Origin of the sequence: Paenibacillus favisporus, assembly GCF_040545415.1 — a bacterium.
Lineage (GTDB): Bacteria > Bacillota > Bacilli > Paenibacillales > Paenibacillaceae > Paenibacillus_AQ > Paenibacillus_AQ favisporus.
In genome coordinates, this window is sequence record NZ_JBEPLV010000003.1 from 758,296 (window position 1) to 776,484 (window position 18,189).

At 52.4% G+C, this 18,189-nt stretch carries 20 protein-coding genes; all 20 read left to right on the top strand.

Annotated features, from left to right (window positions below; all coding sequences use genetic code 11):
• The 20 genes from ABID47_RS16570 (at position 1) to glpX (ending at position 18,165) form a co-directional block, all read left to right on the top strand.
• The gene (locus tag ABID47_RS16570; protein ID WP_354498799.1) at positions 1 to 780 is read left to right on the top strand and encodes an ABC transporter ATP-binding protein; all 780 of its coding nucleotides are present in this window, start codon (positions 1 to 3) and stop codon (positions 778 to 780) included.
• A gap of 21 nt (positions 781 to 801) precedes the next feature.
• A complete protein-coding gene (locus tag ABID47_RS16575; protein ID WP_076166739.1) occupies positions 802 to 1,578 on the top strand; it encodes an ABC transporter permease in 777 nt (258 codons plus the stop codon).
• A 197-nt stretch (positions 1,579 to 1,775) separates the two neighbouring features.
• Positions 1,776 to 2,297: a TetR/AcrR family transcriptional regulator gene (locus ABID47_RS16580; RefSeq protein WP_145134137.1), complete on the top strand. Its 522-nt coding sequence runs from the start codon at positions 1,776 to 1,778 to the stop codon at positions 2,295 to 2,297.
• Between the two features lie 139 nt (positions 2,298 to 2,436).
• Positions 2,437 to 3,447, top strand: a complete 1,011-nt coding sequence (locus ABID47_RS16585; protein WP_354498275.1) for an NAD-dependent epimerase/dehydratase family protein — start codon at positions 2,437 to 2,439, stop codon at positions 3,445 to 3,447.
• Positions 3,448 to 3,656: 209 nt separating this feature from the next.
• Positions 3,657 to 4,556 carry an AraC family transcriptional regulator gene (locus ABID47_RS16590; RefSeq protein ID WP_354498277.1) on the top strand — a complete coding sequence of 300 codons (900 nt, stop codon included), beginning with the start codon at positions 3,657 to 3,659 and terminating at the stop codon, positions 4,554 to 4,556.
• 168 nt (positions 4,557 to 4,724) lie between these two features.
• Positions 4,725 to 6,257 carry a type 2 periplasmic-binding domain-containing protein gene (locus ABID47_RS16595; RefSeq protein WP_354498279.1) on the top strand — a complete coding sequence of 511 codons (1,533 nt, stop codon included), beginning with the start codon at positions 4,725 to 4,727 and terminating at the stop codon, positions 6,255 to 6,257.
• Positions 6,258 to 6,331: 74 nt separating this feature from the next.
• Positions 6,332 to 7,255 carry an ABC transporter permease gene (locus ABID47_RS16600; protein WP_354498801.1) on the top strand — a complete coding sequence of 308 codons (924 nt, stop codon included), beginning with the start codon at positions 6,332 to 6,334 and terminating at the stop codon, positions 7,253 to 7,255.
• A 27-nt stretch (positions 7,256 to 7,282) separates the two neighbouring features.
• Positions 7,283 to 8,152 (top strand): carbohydrate ABC transporter permease, encoded by an 870-nt coding sequence (locus ABID47_RS16605; RefSeq protein WP_354498281.1) that lies wholly within the window; start codon positions 7,283 to 7,285, stop codon positions 8,150 to 8,152.
• A gap of 44 nt (positions 8,153 to 8,196) precedes the next feature.
• Positions 8,197 to 9,732 carry a sulfatase family protein gene (locus ABID47_RS16610; protein ID WP_354498283.1) on the top strand — a complete coding sequence of 512 codons (1,536 nt, stop codon included), beginning with the start codon at positions 8,197 to 8,199 and terminating at the stop codon, positions 9,730 to 9,732.
• Between the two features lie 220 nt (positions 9,733 to 9,952).
• Complete coding sequence (locus ABID47_RS16615) at positions 9,953 to 10,378, top strand: DMT family transporter (RefSeq protein ID WP_076166721.1); 426 nt, start codon at positions 9,953 to 9,955, stop codon at positions 10,376 to 10,378.
• A gap of 53 nt (positions 10,379 to 10,431) precedes the next feature.
• Positions 10,432 to 11,157 (top strand): Crp/Fnr family transcriptional regulator, encoded by a 726-nt coding sequence (locus ABID47_RS16620; RefSeq protein WP_354498285.1) that lies wholly within the window; start codon positions 10,432 to 10,434, stop codon positions 11,155 to 11,157.
• Positions 11,154 to 11,657 (top strand): DMT family transporter, encoded by a 504-nt coding sequence (locus ABID47_RS16625; protein ID WP_354498287.1) that lies wholly within the window; start codon positions 11,154 to 11,156, stop codon positions 11,655 to 11,657. The genes ABID47_RS16620 and ABID47_RS16625 overlap by 4 nt, the downstream gene beginning before the upstream one ends.
• A 15-nt stretch (positions 11,658 to 11,672) precedes the next feature.
• Positions 11,673 to 12,071 carry an NUDIX hydrolase gene (locus ABID47_RS16630; protein ID WP_076166708.1) on the top strand — a complete coding sequence of 133 codons (399 nt, stop codon included), beginning with the start codon at positions 11,673 to 11,675 and terminating at the stop codon, positions 12,069 to 12,071.
• A gap of 239 nt (positions 12,072 to 12,310) precedes the next feature.
• On the top strand, positions 12,311 to 12,796 hold the full coding sequence (locus ABID47_RS16635; protein ID WP_089547005.1) for an RrF2 family transcriptional regulator: 486 nt from the start codon (positions 12,311 to 12,313) through the stop codon (positions 12,794 to 12,796).
• Positions 12,797 to 12,823: 27 nt separating this feature from the next.
• The gene (locus ABID47_RS16640; protein WP_145134125.1) at positions 12,824 to 13,099 is read left to right on the top strand and encodes a DUF896 domain-containing protein; all 276 of its coding nucleotides are present in this window, start codon (positions 12,824 to 12,826) and stop codon (positions 13,097 to 13,099) included.
• 125 nt (positions 13,100 to 13,224) lie between these two features.
• The gene (locus ABID47_RS16645; RefSeq protein WP_354498290.1) at positions 13,225 to 14,244 is read left to right on the top strand and encodes an LLM class flavin-dependent oxidoreductase; all 1,020 of its coding nucleotides are present in this window, start codon (positions 13,225 to 13,227) and stop codon (positions 14,242 to 14,244) included.
• 238 nt (positions 14,245 to 14,482) lie between these two features.
• Positions 14,483 to 14,773, top strand: a complete 291-nt coding sequence (locus tag ABID47_RS16650) for a hypothetical protein (RefSeq protein WP_105443239.1) — start codon at positions 14,483 to 14,485, stop codon at positions 14,771 to 14,773.
• A gap of 133 nt (positions 14,774 to 14,906) precedes the next feature.
• Positions 14,907 to 15,698 carry an alpha/beta hydrolase gene (locus ABID47_RS16655; RefSeq protein ID WP_354498292.1) on the top strand — a complete coding sequence of 264 codons (792 nt, stop codon included), beginning with the start codon at positions 14,907 to 14,909 and terminating at the stop codon, positions 15,696 to 15,698.
• Positions 15,699 to 15,928: 230 nt separating this feature from the next.
• Positions 15,929 to 16,927: an LLM class flavin-dependent oxidoreductase gene (locus ABID47_RS16660; protein ID WP_354498294.1), complete on the top strand. Its 999-nt coding sequence runs from the start codon at positions 15,929 to 15,931 to the stop codon at positions 16,925 to 16,927.
• Between the two features lie 263 nt (positions 16,928 to 17,190).
• Positions 17,191 to 18,165 carry a class II fructose-bisphosphatase gene (gene glpX, locus ABID47_RS16665; protein ID WP_354498296.1) on the top strand — a complete coding sequence of 325 codons (975 nt, stop codon included), beginning with the start codon at positions 17,191 to 17,193 and terminating at the stop codon, positions 18,163 to 18,165.
• The last annotated feature ends 24 nt before the right edge of the window (positions 18,166 to 18,189 follow it).

An 18,189-nucleotide genomic window follows, 5' to 3' on the forward strand; every position in this document is an offset into this window, starting at 1 on the left:
ATGGGGGCAGTAACCAGACCAAACGAGATTTATATTGAGCGCTTGAATAAAAGCTATAGTCAACAGCAGACGGCAGGCGATCTGCATTATATTATTCAGGATGTCGATCTGGTCGTGAAGGGAGGAGAATTTTTCGTTCTCCTCGGCCCTAGCGGCTGCGGCAAGTCGACGCTGCTCAGCCTGATCGCCGGGTTCGTGTCGAAAACCTCGGGGCATTTGCGGGTGGGCGAGAAAGAGGTGGATCGGCCAGGTCAGGATCGGGCCGTCGTCTTCCAGCAGGCCGATTCCTCGCTCTTCCCTTGGCTGACCGTCAGGGAGAACGTGGAGTTCGGCCTGCGGATGAAGCGCATTCCCGCCGCCCGGCGCAAGGAAATCTCCGATCGTTTTATCGGCATGGTTGGGCTCAAAGGGCATGAAAATAAATTCCCCCGCGAGCTCTCCGGCGGGATGAAGCAGCGGGTGCAGCTTGCGCGGGTGCTGTCCAACGATCCCGGGATTCTGCTGATGGATGAGCCGTTCGGCGCGCTCGACGCGATGACCAGACGAACGATGCAGCGCGAACTGGTAAAGATTTGGCAGGAAACCGACAAGACGGTGATTTTCGTTACCCACGACATACAGGAAGCGCTGCTACTAGGCGGTAAGATCGGTATTATGTCCGCCGGACCCTCTTCGCGGATCACCGATATTTACGAGGTGCCGCTGGCGTACCCGAGAGATTTGGCCGCGCCTGAATTCCATGACCTGTACAACCGCATTCAGGCCCATTTTGACGAATAGAATCCGATCGGAGGAATCACCATGAGCAAGAAAATAAAGAAAGGACCGCTTCAAGTGCTGTTCTGGATCGCTTTGATCGTCATCTGGCAGCTGGTCTCGCTCGTATACGGGCCGGAGATTCTGCCTGGGCCGATTTACACGGCGAAAGGCGGATATGAACTGCTGATGGACGGCACCCTTCTGCAGTACATTGGCATCAGCGCCTATCGAGTCCTTCTCGGATGGACGCTCGGCAGTTTGGTGGCGGTGCCTATCGGGATCATTATCGGTAAGGTCGGATTCATCCGAACCTTCGCTGAGCCGTTTTTGAACTTTATCCGGTTTATTCCGCCGATCGCATTCATCACGCTGTTCCTGGTCTGGTTCGGCATCGGCGAGACGTCCAAAGTTATGCTGATCATGTACGCCACATTTTTTATCGTCATTCTGAATACGTTCACCGGCGTTCTCTCCGTCGAGGAGGATAAAATTCGTTCAGCCCGCAGCATGGGAGCCTCCGAATGGCAGATCGTCGTTCATGTCATCATCCCGGCAACGGTTCCGTACATCTTTACCGGCATCCGGCTGGCCATGGGCACATCCTTTATGGCCATCATCGGAGCCGAAATGATCGCCTCCAATGAGGGAGTCGGGTATCTGATCTGGAACTCGCGCCTGTTTTTCCGGACGGATTGGATTTTCGTAGGTCTGATTTGCTTAGGGCTAATGGGCTTCCTGACGGATCGCGCAGTTGGACTGCTCGGGCGCAGGCTGCTTGCGAGATATGGCGTGGTGAGCACGACGTCCTTGAAGCGGTAGGAGGCAGGACAGCGAAGTCAAAGGACAAACCATTTAAATATCATCGTAAAACGAGGCGAACCGCAGCGGCGGTCCGTCTCTTTGGTTTATCACCGCTCAGCAAGGGGAAGCGAATTGCATTTCGCTTCGTTATCCCCTATACTTCTTAGATAGTGATCAATTACTTACTAATCTGCGTCATGAAAAGGAGTTGCGCCATGGCAAGAGATGCGTCTACTTCGGTCAACCGAAGAACAGATATTATATCGGCCGCCATCGAGGTTTTTGCCGAAACGGGCTATTACCGGGCCACCACGGCACAGGTTGCACAGCGGGCCCACATATCGCAGCCTTACGTCTTTCGTTTTTTCTCAACGAAGGAAGCGCTGCTGCTTGCGGCTCTGGAAGTGTCCTGGTCCCGGATGATCGAGTCGTTTCAGCAAGTCGTGAAGTCGGCGTCGCCGGAGCGGCTTGAAGCGGAGCTGATTACGGAATACGAGAAAATCATGGAGAACCACCGGAACGAAATTCTGCTGCAGATGCAGTCCCAAACGATTCAGGAAGAAGCGATCCAGGAAGCGATGAGAAACGGATTCCGGGAGGTTCGTCAAATCGTACTGCAGGCATTTCGCGAGGCGGGGATTCCACATCCCGAAGAAAGAACGATGCTCTTTTTGGCCAGAGGGATGCTGTGCAACGTAGCGGATGCGATCAGTTTGCCCGAATTAAAAGAAAGATAAGGGGACGAGAGAGAGGTCTCCTTATCGAAATGGATTTTTTTTCATGATTAGTTATTGACCAATCACTAACTGAATGTTATGATGAGTTCAAATTAGTGATTGATCAATCACAATACAAAACAGAGAGGACGATTTCATTATGACGATAAACAAAGCGATGGTGGTTGGAGCAACGGGCGGAACAGGTGCAGCCATTACAGAGGAATTGGTAAAGCGGGGAATTCCTACGATTGCGTTCGGAAGATCACGCCAAAAGCTGGAGCAGCTCGCCGGCAGATTGGGAAACCCGGTGCATTTGAAGCTGGCCATAGGAGATGCCATGCGGCCTGAGGAGATCATCGCGCAAGCTGGGGATGCAGACGTCATGTTTCATTGTGCGAACGTACCGTACCATCAGATGGCCAGCAAGCTGATCCCGCTGGGTGAATCCGTAATGGAGGCGGCAGAACAGCTCGCTATCAAAGTGGTTGCGATTGATGGGATCTATCCTTATGGAAGAAGGCAGTCCGACCCGGTCACCGAAGAACATCCGAAACAGCCGCATACGAGAAAAGGGAAGGTTCGCTTGAACTTCGAACGCATGCTGTTCGATAAGCGCTGGAAAAAGGCAAGGGTTATGATCGTCCGTCTGCCGGATTATTATGGGCCAACAGCGAATGAAGCGTCCTATCTGGGTTCCACGCTCGAAGCGATTGCGGCGGGCAAAATGGCCTTTTTCATCGGCAATATGACTGTTCCCCGCGAATATGTCTACTTGCCGGACGCCGCCGCCATGATTGCCGAAGTCGCGGGTCATGACGAAGCTTACGGTCAAAACTGGAACATTCCAGGGGGCGGGCTGATATCGGGACGGGAGATCGTGCGGATCGCGAGAGCGGCCAGTGGAAGCAGTAAACCGGTCTTTTCGCTGAAGAAAATAGGGTTATCTCTGCTCGGATTAGGCGTGCCCGTGATGAAAGAGATCGTAGAGATGCTTTACTTGACCGAGGAACCGCTGACGCTGAGCGGAGCCAAGTACGAAAAGTGGATCGGGCCGATTATCGCAACACCGTTCGAGGAAGGCATTACCGCGACAGTCAAAGCACTGCAGCAGGCAAACACCGCAGCATCGGTTCAGCCATCACAGACGGCTGACTCTAGAACAGTTTAAGCGTTTGTTATTGATTAATCACTAATCAAAAAAGGCGTCTATGTTAGCAAGGGGTAGTTCATGTTTACGATTCCTCCGGAATTGCTTATAATTGATCGCAAAGTTAGGCGTATCAGAATATTAACGTCTACCGTACAAACGGAGACCTGTTGGCCCATTCAGCCGATAGGTCTCCTTGCGTTTTTTGAGACAGCGAAAGGGAGGTCCATATGGAGCGGAAAAAATTTTCGGAATACGATCGAGGGGAGTATGACGTGTGGATTCAACGCGCTTCCCACGGAAAGCACAACCTGTTCGAAGAACATCTTCATGATTTCGTTGAGCTTATTTATGTTGTCCAGGGACAAGGCATGCATCGGATCAACGGAACGAATTATGCGCTGAACACCGGGGATGTGTTCTTGATCATGCCAGGGGAAAGCCATCATTTTCCTGATGCCCCAAATAGTCATCTTGAAATCGTGAACTGCTTGTTTCGGCAGGAGACGATTCCTGCATATTTGCCGAAAGGCTTGAACGTTCTGACGGACCTTCCCTTTATTAGGCCATTTTGCGGTAGCGGCGAACGCCCTCCGAGGAAACTGTCCTTGACTTCGGCGGAATCGACGGAAGTGCTTGGCCAGTTGGAAGCAGTGCTTCAGGAATTAAAGACAGGCGCCCCAGGCGCCAACGTAATCGCTGTCCAATTGCTAGTGCATTTGCTCATCCGGCTGTCGCGAATCTTACTGCGGCAATCTCCCGATATCTCCCGCACCAAACCCGCGCCGATCCAGCACGAAATCTTGGTTCGAAAGGTGATTGCGTATCTCGAGCAGCACTTCCACCGGAAGCTGTCCATCGAGGAACTCGCCCGGGCGTTCACGATTAGCGGCAGGCATTTGTGCCGTGTATTTCGCGAGCAAACGAACCGAAGTATTCATGAAACGCTTCTGCAAATCCGGGTCGAGCGAGCGAAGCAGATGCTGGCGGAAACGAACCGCAGTGTGGACTCGATTGCATCGTTCGCAGGCTTTAGCGACTCTTCGCATTTTAACCGTACATTTGTCAGACTAGCGGGCTGCACGCCAAGCAGATACCGAAAGGAATGCTTGTGGAAAACGATTTATTAAAGAAGCAGGCACGATCTATGCAGGACGGCCAGTGACGGTCCTTGGCTCAAAGAGTCAATTATCTGTCCCGATTATACAATTACCAAGTCCCATTTTAAGCTAAGATGGTTTCATAAATCCTACTAAACAAGGGTGAATTCTTAGTTATAAAAGGGAGAGGGATAACGGATGAGAGTAAAGCCACGCCTGTTCTTTCAAATTTTCATGTGCACGGTTCTGGTGTCATTGTCTGCTTGCGGGAGATCTGCGGGCTCTTCGAATGACGAAGCCGGTGGGCAAAATTCAAAAGGCGCTCCCGAGCGTGCCGAAATCAGCATTATGACCATAACGCCCAGCACACCTCCGGCATCCGATGATAATGTCATCAAGCGGGAAATTGAAAAGCTGACGGATTCAAAGCTGGACATTCAATGGATTTCCAACAATGTGTATGATGATAAATTGAACATTACACTCGTCTCAGGCGAGATGCCTGATCTGACTTATATCAGCGACCCGTTCGGGCCGTCTTTCCGGAATCTGGTCAAGCAGGGGGCCATTTGGGACATAACACCGTATTTGAAGGATTACCCGAATTTGCAGAAGGGAGTCCCTGAAGTTGCGTGGGAGCTTACCAAAATGGAGGATGGGAAAAACTACGGCATTCCCCGTGGACGCGATGCGAATGACGTATCCTTCCTGATTCTCCGCAAGGACTGGCTGGATAAGCTGGGCCTTCAGACTCCGAAAACGACGGAGGAGCTGTACGGTGTATTGAAGGCATTTGCCGAAAAGGATCCCGACGGCAACGGAAAAGCCGATACGTTCGGACTGTCCGCTGGGATTGATACGCTGACAGGCACGTTCCGTGAAATTTTTACCGGCGTGACCGGCTCCTGGAAGGAAGAAGGCGATGGATTGACCTATGCCCCCTTTCTGCCGGAAGCCCGCGAGTCGCTGGCTTATTTAGCTAAGCTATATTCGGAAAAGCTGCTGCCTGAAGACTTGCTAACCTTGAAAACAACGCAGGTGCGAGACTACTACATCGGCAATCGGGCCGGCGGTGTAATCGACAAGACGGGAACCGGGCCCAAGGTTTATTCTCCCGGTTTGAAAAAGCTCGTACCGTCTTACAAGGAAGCGGATTTTTATCCACTGGCTGCGCTTAACGGATTTGTCCCGAAAGGGACCGGTTTTAATGGCATTCTGGCCATTCCAAAAACGGTGCCGGAAGACAAACTCAAGCAAATTTTGAAACTAGTTGACACCTGGCTGACGCCGGAAGTATCCGCTGTTCAACGGTTTGGCATCGAGGGGATTCATTATCGGGTAGAAAACGTGGTCAAAATCGTCGATCCAGACAAACTCCTGAAGGACAACGCATCCGACTTCAATCAGATCGTCAATTCGATCGATCCTGCGCTGAATCCCCCGCCAGCCAATCCGGAACTGAAGGAGCTGGAGGACCTGAGAAGCCAGGTGGATGCTCAGCGGAGCAAGGAGAACGTACCGGATATCGGGGTAGGCCTGTACTCCCCAGTTGCGGAAAAGCTGCTGCCGGACCTCGAGAAGCGGATCAGCGACCTGACCGCCAAGATCGTCATCGGCCAAGAACCGCTGTCCGCATGGGATGACTTGGTTGCCAAAACGAAAAGCGATCCGCAGTTCATCCAAGCGACGAAAGAAATGTCAGACGCTTATCGGAAACGCAACGGGCATTGATGGGAGGCGGAGTCTTGAATCAAGCGAAAACAATGACTGACAACCATCCTGCATATCGGAACAAAGGCGAGTCCATGTCCAAACGGACGTATTTTCATAGGCTGGTTCGCGATATCGGACGAAACCCGTATCTGTATCTGCTGGCCATGCCCGGCATTCTCTTCTTCATCGTGTTTAAATACATACCGATGTGGGGAACGCTCATGGCGTTTCAGGATTACTCCCCGTTTGCCGGAATGAGGGGGAGCCCTTGGGTGGGTCTGGAGCACTTCCATACATTTTTCGCCACGCCGGATTTTGGGATGCTGCTTCGCAACACGCTGGCGATCAATGTGCTGAACCTAGTCTTTTTCTTCCCGCTGCCGATTGCGCTTGCGCTTTTGTTGAACGAGGTGCGCAGTGGAGGGTATAAGCGGTTGGTGCAGTCTGTATTGTACCTTCCGCACTTTTTGTCCTGGGTAATCATTGCCGGTTTGACGTTCACGCTGTTCGCCAGAGGCGAGGGTCTCGTCAATCACTGGCTGGAGGCAGCAGGGTATGACCGGATCGATTTTCTGACCAATCCCCATAGCTTTTGGATCGTCATTACGCTGCAGTCGATGTGGAAGGACGCGGGCTGGGGGACGATCGTGTTTCTGGCCGCGATGGCTGGCGTCGATCCGCAGCTGTACGAAGCAGCGAAAATGGATGGAGCGGGGAGATTCAGACAAATGTGGCATGTCACACTGCCCGCTTTACGTAACGTCATCGTCGTGCTGCTGATTTTGCGGCTGGGGGATTTGATGGACGTAGGTTTCGAGCAGGTGTTCCTCATGTACAACGGGGCAGTCTCCAATGTTGCGGAAGTGTTCGACACCTACGTCTACCGCATCGGCATTCAGCGCGGAGAGTTCAGCTACAGTACGGCGATCGGACTCTTTAAGTCGGTGGTCGGACTCGTGCTCGTGCTGCTGTCCAACAAGCTGGCCAATAAATGGGGGAATGGTGGGATATTTTAGAGTTTTCTGCAGATCGGAGAGAAAAGTATGAGAATTGGATGGAGAAACCAGGCATTCCAAAGCCTGAATGGAGTCGGACTTGGACTGCTGGGGCTGGCGACATGCTTTCCTATTTATTATGTGCTGGTCGTTTCGCTTGCGGATCCAGCTGAATTTGCCCAGAAACGCTGGCTGCTGTGGCCCGATCACTGGAGCTTCGATGCTTACCGCTACCTTCTCTCAACGGACGCGTTCCTGCGGTCAGTGGGAAACAGCGCTTTTCTTGCGACCGTCGGCACAGCATTATCACTCATTGTGACGGCCATGCTCGCCTACCCGCTGTCACGGCGGAGAATGCGCGGGCGGCGCAAGGTTCTTTTGTTCGTGCTGATTACGATATTGTTCAGCCCGGGATTAATACCGGCTTATATGCTCGTGCGCCAGCTCGGCCTGATCGACAGTATCTGGGCGCTCATTATCCCGTCGCTGGCTAACGGATGGAGCGTGCTGCTGATGAAATCCTTTTTTGAGAGCATTCCTGCCGATCTGGATGAATCTGCAGCGATGGACGGCGCCAACGATGTGCGGATATGGTTTTCCGTCATTCTGCCGCTGTCAATGCCTGCTTTGGCTGCTTTTGGCCTTTTTTATGCGGTAGGGTATTGGAACCAATTTTTTTCGGCACTGATTTACTTGAACGATTCCACCAAATGGCCGATTCAGGTTCTGCTGCAAAATATGCTGCTCAGCGCCAACAACGCGGCTCTAGATGCCTATGATGTGTCCGCTGCGCCTCCGCCTTCCGAAATGCTGAAAATGGCAGCGGTTATCGTGGCGACCGTACCGATTGTGCTCGTGTATCCGTTTTTGCAAAAGCATTTTGCCAAGGGAGCCATGGTCGGCTCTATCAAAGGATGACCGGCAGAGGTAAGCCGTGCAAATAAGGGAGGAGTTAGGGTTCAATGGCTTTAACGAAACCGAATATTATATTTCTGATGACCGACCAGCAGCGCTGGGACTGCATCGGGAGATTCAATCAGCATATCAAAACACCGACGCTCGACCGTCTTGCGGACGAAGGGATCGTATTCAGCCAGGCGGTTTGCCAAGCGCCAATGTGCGTTCCCAGCCGCAGTTCGATGATGTTCGGCCTGTATCCTTCGCAAATCGGGGTAAGAACCAACCGGGACGGCCTTGACGACGAGGACGGTTTTCCCATCCCGCCTTTGCCGGAGCTGCTGCGCAGGCAGGGGTACCAGACGGCCGGTTTCGGCAAAACGCACTGGAATCACGGCCGGCGGTCCCATCCGTCGGCGCGCGGATTTGAGGTTCGGGCTATCGGGCTCGGCCGGGACAGCGGGCATTACGAAGAGAATGCGCTGATGATGGATGAGGATGATCCGGAAGGATTGAGCGCATATTATGAGGAAACCCGCGATTACGGAAGCGGGGAAGAAAATGTGCTCGGATATATCGGCCGCACCAGCGAAGTGCCGATGCACCGGCATCGTGACGGGTGGGTGGCTGAGCAATGCAAAAAGTTTATCGAACACGGGCTGGATGGTTCGCGGCCGTTGTTTCTGTATTTGTCGTTTTTAAAGCCCCATGCGGGCTTTAATGTTCCGAAGGAGTTCGAAGACTGGTATCGGCTCGAGGACATTCCGGACATTGAGCAGCCTCCTTGGGAATTAGAACAGGAAACGCATGTGGAAGAAGAGGCTTTGATCCACGGAGAAGGCGGCAGCCGATATTGGGACAGAAGGCAGAAGTGGGAACGGATGAGCGTGATGGAGCGCAGGCGGACAACGCTGCGTTACTGGGCCAATTGTTCTTGGCTGGACCATTATTTCGGAGAAGTGCTGGACGGTCTGCGTTCTAAGGGATACCTGGACAACGCTCTGATCGTTTTCGTATCGGATCACGGTGAAATGTTGGGAGAGCGCCGGTTCCGCTTCAGTAAATATTGCTTGTTTGAGAGCAGCGTACGGGTTCCGATGATATTGTCCGGCAGCTGGATTCCCGCTGAAATGCGTGGGATAACGGATGACAGGCCGGCCGAGCTGATCGACCTGGTTCCGACGCTGGCGAAAGCATCAGGAGCCGAACTTAATCCTATGCTTCCCGGTCTAGACTTGTTAGCAGGCAAGCGGCGCACAGGAACGTTTTGCGAGTTCCACCGGACGACGGAAGACGGACGATTCGCCGCTCCGTCCGTCATGTGGCGCAAACGGGATTGGAAGCTGATCATGTCTTTACCAGGGCCATTGGACGATGCAGACTCCAGGCTGAACGAGCTTAAGGGGGAGCTGTACCATCTGAAGGAAGATCCTGGCGAGTGGTTTAATTTGTACAGAGATGAACGCTTCACGGCGATCCGGGAACAAATGACCTCGGAATTGCTTTTGCACCTAGCAATAACTTGGACAAGAGGACCATCGTTTGGACGCGCGGAATTCGGAAATGCTGAATTTTATAGACCGTCTCTCGAACCGGGATGACATAACCTAAGATCGAGGTCCGCAGATGAAGATAAACCGCACGTTAGCTGAGCTAACTGACGTGCGGTTTTTTTGTGTCGGAGGGTCTTTATGCAGTCCCGGTCTGCTGTTCAGATTCATTGGCCTGCGGGATTCCATCCATTTGAGGACATATGTCCTATCCTATACCGCCGCGATTGCCTTTTAATAATGACAGAACAAATACAGAAGGAGAGGACCTATGAAAGGCATTATATTTGCACTGCTGGGGGGCGCCTGCATTACGCTGCAGGGTGTCGCCAACTCGCGGATCAGCGGGGATATCGGGACGTGGCAGGCCGCGGCGGTAACCCAACTGACCGGCTGTATCCTCGCGTTGATCATCCTGCTGTTTGCACGGGACGGCAGCCGGGAGGGCTTTACAAGCGTCAAGCCGTTGTACCGCATCGGCGGGGCCTTGGGAGCAGTCATCATTTTCAGCGAAGTGACGTCGATTCAGACGATCGGAGTGACCTTTACGATTTCCGCATTATTGATCGCCCAGCTCTGCCTGACATTTATTGTCGATCTGAATGGCTGGTTTGGCATGAAAAAACGAAAGATCAGCCCCGCACAGTTTATCGGGATCGGGATGATGATTGCAGGCGTCGTCATCCTTAAATTTTGACATCGTTGCCGTACGCCATTATGATGGGCCTAAGTTAGAGGGGGACGTTCAAGATGAGAGAGATTCAGGACCGCGGGCTGCTGGCGGATTACATGCGTCAATATGAGCTGGAGACGATATTTTACGAACCGTTTAGACCACATTTATCGCTTTATGGCTTTGACCAGGGAGAATTCATCTGCTCGCAGGGAGCACCTGCGGAATATTTATATGTGCTCGTCAGCGGGAAAATTAAAATCTATACCACCTCACCCGAAGGGAAAACGCTGATCCTTAACTTTATGAAGCCGCTGGAGATTATCGGAGATATCGAATATCTCAAGGAAACGGATACGGTCAATACCGTTGAAGCAGTCACGACCGTGCATATGATCGGCATCCACCACCGCTGGCTGCGGAAATTTGGACAGGATTACGCTCCTATGCTCCAGTTTCTGCTGGATATGATCACCAATAAGTTTTATATAAAATCCAATTTTCTAAGCCTTAATCTGATGTATCCGGTTGAAGTCCGGCTGGCCAGCTACTTGCTGTCAATCTCTTTCGACGAGGCGGACTCTTTCGGGGAGGAACAGCGGACAGCGATTAACCTGGTGGACGCGGCCAACTTAATCGGAACCAGCTATCGCCACGTCAACCGGGTGATCCAGAAGTTTTGCAAAGACGGACTCGTGGAGCGGGATAAAGGATATATCCGTGTAATCGACAGAAAAGGGCTTAGCGATCTGGCTGGACAAAATATTTATGAAGTCGTAACGAAAGGAGGAGCAAACCAATGATGCTTGGTCTTGTGTTATCACTGATCGCCGGCTCCCTGGTGAGCCTGCAGAACATTTTTAACAGCAAAATGAATCAGCGGATTGGCTCATGGGCGACAACCACGAGGGTGCTGTTCCTCGGGTTTGTCGCTTCGTTTGGCATCGGCTTGGCGGTCGAAGGCAAGGGCATGCTGACGCTCCAGCATATGCAGCCATGGTACTGGTTCAGCGGCATGATCGGAGTGGGGGTTGTGTTCTGTCTGATGCAGAGCATGAAGCTGCTTGCACCCACTTTTGCTATCGCCGTAGTCATGACGTCCCAGCTTGGGTTTGCGCTGATTTGGGACTCGCTTGGCTGGATGGGACTGGAGAAGGTTCCGCTGACTCCGAACAAAGTGATCGGCGTGCTTGTTATCGTGGCCGGAATCGTTGTTTTCAAAATCGGCGAAGGGCGGCTTCCAGCGGGAAAATCTGCTGCCGTTCAAAAAGAGACTGCCGCGTTCGAGCAAGGAAATAGATAAGGAGTGAAGTCGAATATGACGACCATGATTGATAAGGTTGCCTGGATTCAGATTCAGGACGGACGGGTACTCTCCGCACGTTCCAAAGGAAAGGACACGTATTATTTGCCTGGGGGAAAGAGGGAACCCGGTGAAACCGATGAGCAGACGCTGATCCGTGAAATCAGGGAAGAGCTTACGGTTGCGATCGATCCGGAGACCCTTGCATTCGTGGGAACGTTTGAAGCTCAGGCACATGGCAAAGCGGAAAATGTGACGGTTCAAATGAGCTGTTACACCGGCGCTTATTCTGGCGAGCTCCGCCCATCGGCGGAAATCGAGGAGTTTGCCTGGCTGACCTATGCGGATCGCAGCCGCGTATCGCCGGTGTGCCAGCGAATTTTTGACCATCTGCACGAGCGTCAATGGATCTGATCAGGTGTGCCTTGAAAAGTAACGGATATTCACAGGAAACCTCATTCCTGCCGGGTATCCGTTTTTGTTATGCTGTGAAAGTTACTGCAAATTTTTCATAGTAAAACTAATGGTTTACATTTGGTCCGATTTCATATAATCTAATACGGACAATGATTATCCGCTTTAGTCAGTAAAACCAATTTGTTCTGCTCAAATGGGATTAATGAAGACCACATTAATATTGGAGGTGACGACCTATGCATATGAAGACCGGCGTGGAGCAGTGCGTTTATGCGATTTTTCTGCTGAGCATGCTTCCGGACAAGGCGGTTCTGCCCGGCGAGGCGATCAGCCAGCAGCTCGGCACTTCCCCGACGTATTTCCAGAAGCTTTTGCGTAAGCTGGTCAGCGCGGATCTAATCACCTCCGTGCCCGGGGTAAAAGGCGGGTTTAAATTGAAGAAAAAAACAGAAGATATCCGTATCTACGATATTTACATCGCCATTGAAGGGCAGCAGTCCCTTTATTCCTCCAGCGGCATTTTCCGGGATATGCTGGAGCTGCGGGACGATCCTGATCCGTGCTGCCTTCTGGCCAATTTGATGGAAGAAGCAGAATCCGCCTGGAAGACCGTGCTTCAGCGGGAGACGGTAGCATCCATCTATGACGATGCACATCGGGAGCGTTACAGACAGAAGATTGAATCGCTAAAGGATTGGGTTCACGAAAAAATGGTCGTATAACATACGAACAAGAAAAGAGGGAAAAGCATGATTTCGATTTTAAGCCGAATCAATGAGCTTGCCAAAAAGGAAAAAGAAGAAGGGCTCACCAACGCGGAACGCGTGGAACAGCAATCGCTACGCGAGGATTATCTCCGCGAAATCCGCGGGCAGGTACTGGGCACGTTCTCCCGTTTGACGGTGGTTGACCCGCTGGGCAATGACGTTACACCCGAGAAGGTCCGCAAAGTAAAGGCCGAGCAAGAGGAGACGGAAGAGGAAACCCCCGGCGTTGTAAACCGGATTCGCCGCTATTTGGATTAACGGCCGGCGATTGAGCCTTACGCATCTGCACTTTTATCGATCAATATCATTCATTTGCATGACAACTTACGATTCAATTGTCCTACCGACATTCATATAAATTTGCAGGAAAGAAGCTGATACCTATGAGCAACCACGATACGAAAACGCTGGATCAGATCAAGTTTTCCGTTCTTGATTTGGCACCCATCGTCAGGGGTGGAACCGCGGCCGAATCGTTTAAAAATACATTGAACCTGGCGCAGCACGCCGAACGCTGGGGCTATAACCGTTATTGGCTGGCTGAGCATCACAACATGCCGGGCATCGCCAGTTCGGCAACGCCCGTCGTCATCGGGTATGTAGCCGGAGGGACCCAATCGATCCGCGTCGGTTCCGGAGGAATTATGCTGCCTAACCATGCGCCGCTGGTCATCGCGGAACAGTTCGGTACGCTGGAAGCCATGTATCCGGGGCGGATCGACCTTGGACTCGGACGCGCTCCGGGTTCCGACCAGCTGACCGCGGAAGCGCTGCGCCGCGATCCGAGCAACGGGCATTATTTTCCGCAGCATGTTCAGGAATTGATGGGTTATTTCGACGAGAAGTCCAAATATAACCGCGTCCGGGCCATTCCAGGGGAAGGACAGCAAGTTCCGATCTGGCTGCTCGGCTCCAGCGATTTCAGCGCTGCTTTGGCTGCCAAGATGGGCCTGCCGTTCTCCTTTGCCAGTCATTTCTCGCCCGATCATACGCTGCAGGCGCTGGCCATTTACCGGAGACAGTTTCAGCCGTCTGCGGTTCTGGACAAACCTTACGCCATGGTTGGAGTAAATGTGTACGCGGCCGATACAACGGAAGAGGCGGAGTTTATCGCCACATCGCATCAGCAGCAGTTTCTGAGCCTGATCCGGAATACGCCCGGCCAACTCGCGCCGCCGGTTAAATCGCTGGAAGGCAACTGGAACGAGTTCGAGAAGGCGCATGTGATGAAACAGATCCGTTCATCGGTCATCGGCAATCCGGAAGAAGTCAAGCAGCAGCTGCAGACCTTCCTGAATGAGACCCAGGCGGACGAAATGATCGTCAACTCGATGGTCTACGACCCGGCGGCCCGCCTGCGTTCGTACGAAATCGTGGCCGAAGTTACCGGCATGAAAAAGTGAGAGCTATGAATCGCATATGACTCGTGTAAATCAACGTGATTGAGAAAGGCTGGCCTTATTTATAAGGTCAGCCTTTTTTTTGTCCCGTCGGCTCATGGAACTTTATAATGGAGTATGCTTGAACACGGAAATAAGGGAAGGGTGCAACATTTGTCGCTGCGTTCTCGTTCTTTTAACAACAGAATGAAGGCTCAATCAAAAGTTCCAGCCCATCCAGGCGAAAGGGGAAGACGGCGTTATGATTAAATATGCCATGATCATGCTGCTGCTGACAACGGCTTTGCTCAGCGGATGCGAGCATTCAGAGGATACCAAGCCAGCCATTATTTCCGAGGAGCAGGCGGTTCAAATCGTTCAGCAATATGAGGAGCGCAACAACAGGTTCGGTGAGCTCAAAATCGTCGCCGTGGAGCACACCGGGCATCAATATAAGGTAACTTGGGAGCGTAAGAGCAACTGCGAGAGCGGAACGCATATTTTGGAGGACCGTGATGGGCAGATCGTGAACAGTACCGTATCGATCTGTTGAGGGCAGGGGAAGAATCAAAACGGATACGGCTTCAGTACTGGACATTCCCAGGTGATCGGTGAAAACGAGCGACAAGATCGACCGGATCATGTATAATTTTGGCAATATCCTATTCGTTGAAAGGATGAATGCCATGCAATTCCCTTTTGATTATCCTGTGCGTGAAATGACCTACAAAGAGGTAAATGACCGGAAGCTGCGTTTGTATGTGTCCGAACCGGACCAGGAGGCGGCAAACAGGCCGGTGATTTTGTTTTTTCAGGGTGGAAGCTTTCAGCCGAATCCCAAGTTTTCGCCGGCCCAATTTCAGCACCAAGCCCGTTATTTTGCTTCCATCGGCATTGTTTCCATCTGCGTGGACTATAGGACAGGCCGTGATGCGGGATTTACTCCGCTGCAGGCGATCATGGACGTCAAATCTGCCGTCCGATGGGTGCGTCAGCATGCAGAGGAGCTCGGTGTCGATCCGGAGAAGCTGGCCATATGCGGAGCTTCGGCGGGCGGGTATATTTCCGTATCCTCTATCATGTTCGACCGTTTGAACGACGATATGGACGATGTGAGCGTGAATGCCGTTCCCGATAAGCTTGTCATCTTTGCGGCCGGGATGGACGGGGTGGACATTATGTCCCGCCGATACCCCGAGCTGCTGCCTATTGCCGAAGAGATTTCGCCTATCCATCATGTCCGGCGCTGCCTGCCGCAGACGCTCTGGATATGCGGAACCGGGGACGATTTGTATGACCAGAACCGCGGCTTTGTTCGAGAAATGCAGGATGCCGGCAACCCGATTACGTTCAAAACTTATGATGGCATGGAGCATGGCTTTTTTAATTACGGCTGGCATAACAATACCTATTTTCATGAAACCAGGCAGGATATTGAGGGCTTTCTCCGCCCGTGGTTGGAGCATACTGCTGAATAAAAGCTTCAATAACGCTGAAGTTTGGCGCACTTGCCAGGAACGAAAAAAGGTATGTCATCGGATTTTGTCATGCTGACAGCGGGTCAGAGAATCACCGAATTGATTTGATGCCAGTCTTTACTTTTCGACCAGGATATATTACGATAACGTGGATAATGTTTATCCTCTTTAATGCAGGATAAAGAAATAGCGTTCAGGATGATGTTTAACCTGGAAGGGAAGGTAACCTCATGAAATTAAGTGTATTGGATCAAGCACCCGTTACGATAGGAAATACGGCGGAAGGAGCGCTTCACAAGGCGGAAGAATTGGCCGTTCTGGCCGACGAGCTGGGATACACCCGAATGTGGATGGCCGAGCACCATGGGGCGCGAACGTTTGCGAGTTCGGCGCCTGAAGTGACGGCGGCCCGACTTGCGGCCAAAACGCAGTCCATTCGGATCGGCACCGGTGGTGTCATGATGATGCATTATTCCCCTTTGAAGCTGGCCGAGGTGTTCAAGACGCTGAGCGCATTCACGCCTGGCCGGATCGACTTCGGCGTCGGCCGGGCACCCGGCGGAGATACAAGCTCCATGTATGCCTTGTCGGAAGGGCGGCAGCTGATGCTGCACAATATGTACGAGAAGCTGAAGACGACGCTGCAGCTGATGAATGATGAGGTTCCGGAAGATAGCCTGTACGCCAAAAACGCCGCATCCCCGGCTCACATCACCCTGCCTGAGGCATGGCTGCTCGGATCAAGCGGCGACAGTGCGTTAAAGGCCGGAGAGATGGGTGTGGGGTATTCGTTTGCGCAATTTTTCAACGGGGCGATGAGCCGCGAAATTCTCGATATTTATAAAGACCAGTTCAAGCCTTCGGCATTTATGGAGAAACCGCAGATCAGCGTGACCTATTTGGTGACCACCGCTGAGACTAGGGAAGAAGCCGAATATGAGGCGCTGCCGCAGGATCTGTTTCGGCTTATGATGGCTAAGGGGCGGCAGATCACGCAGCTGCTCACTCCGGAAGAAGCGCACAATTACCCGTTAACCGAAATGGACCGGATGCTGATCCAGGACAACCGGAGGCTGCATTTGGTTGGCCCGGTTAAGGAAATTGCCGCCCGCCTGAAGGAAGAGCAGGAGCTGTATGGATTTGATGAGGCCATGATCTGCAGCATCCCGCATTCCCAGGAAAAGCGGCTGCAGGTATATAAGTTGCTGGCACGCGAGCTTTTACAATAGTATATATGACGTAACAATAGCGTACTTACCTCTTGTTATAATTGAGGGGAGTACGCTTTTTCAGATTATATATAGGACTTGGAAACGATATTCATCCCGTCTATAGCTGTATTAAAAATTAATGATGTCATATATATTGATAAATAGCTTAATGTGACGTAATATATAAAACACAATAAAACGAAACGGGAGGAGGCTTGGGTTTTCATTCAGCAGCACACGGCAGAATTAACGGGGCATGGAATAGGAGGAGAGGTAAAGAAATGGAACGTCATATCGCTATGGACATGGTAAGAGTGACAGAGGCGGCGGCGCTTGCCGCCGGACGCTGGACGGGAAGAGGAGACAAAAACAGCGCAGATCAGGCAGCAACGACAGCGATCAGGAAGCAATTCCATTCGATGCCCATTGATGGAACGGTCGTGATTGGCGAGGGGGAAATGGACGAAGCTCCCATGCTCTATATCGGCGAACAAGTGGGGGATCGTCGCGGTCCGAAGGTCGACATCGCGGTGGATCCGCTTGAGGGGACCGAAACGGTAGCCAGCGGTTTAAACAATGCCATATCGGTCATTGCCGCCGCTTCGGCAGGCCAGCTTCTGCATGCGCCGGATATGTACATGGCCAAGCTGGCGGCAGGTCCGAAGCTGGCCGGGCAGCTGTCCCTCGATGATCCGATCGAAACGACGCTTTCCAAAGCATCGGCCATACTGAACAAGCCGGTATCGGATATAACGGTATCGATTCTGGACCGGGAACGCCATCAGGACATCATTGCCAGGCTCCGGACGATGGGGGCGCGGATCAAGCTGCTCAGTCACGGCGACGTCATGGGAGCGATTGAGGCGGCGATGGAAAGCGAAGTGGATCTGTATGTCGGCTCAGGCGGTGCGCCTGAGGGTGTACTGGCCGCCGCCGCCCTCCGCTGCCTTGGCGGGGAGATGCAGGGAAGACTGCTTCCGGCCGGCACTTCGGATTTCGAGCGCTGCCTGCGGATGGGGATTCCGGATCCGCACAAGCTGCTGACGATGGACGATCTCGTAGGTACAAAAGAAGTGCTGTTCGTTGCCACGGGCGTCACTTCCGGATCATTCTTGAACGGTGTGCGGTACCTGCAGGAAGACAAAGCCGAAACCTATTCGGTCGTCATGCATTCGGCCAACAAGACGATCAGCTACCTGCGGACGATTCATGAGCTTCCGGTGCAGGAGGCATTGGTTCAAGGGGCGGCAATGTAACGCTGGGTGCCTTGCAGTGAGCAC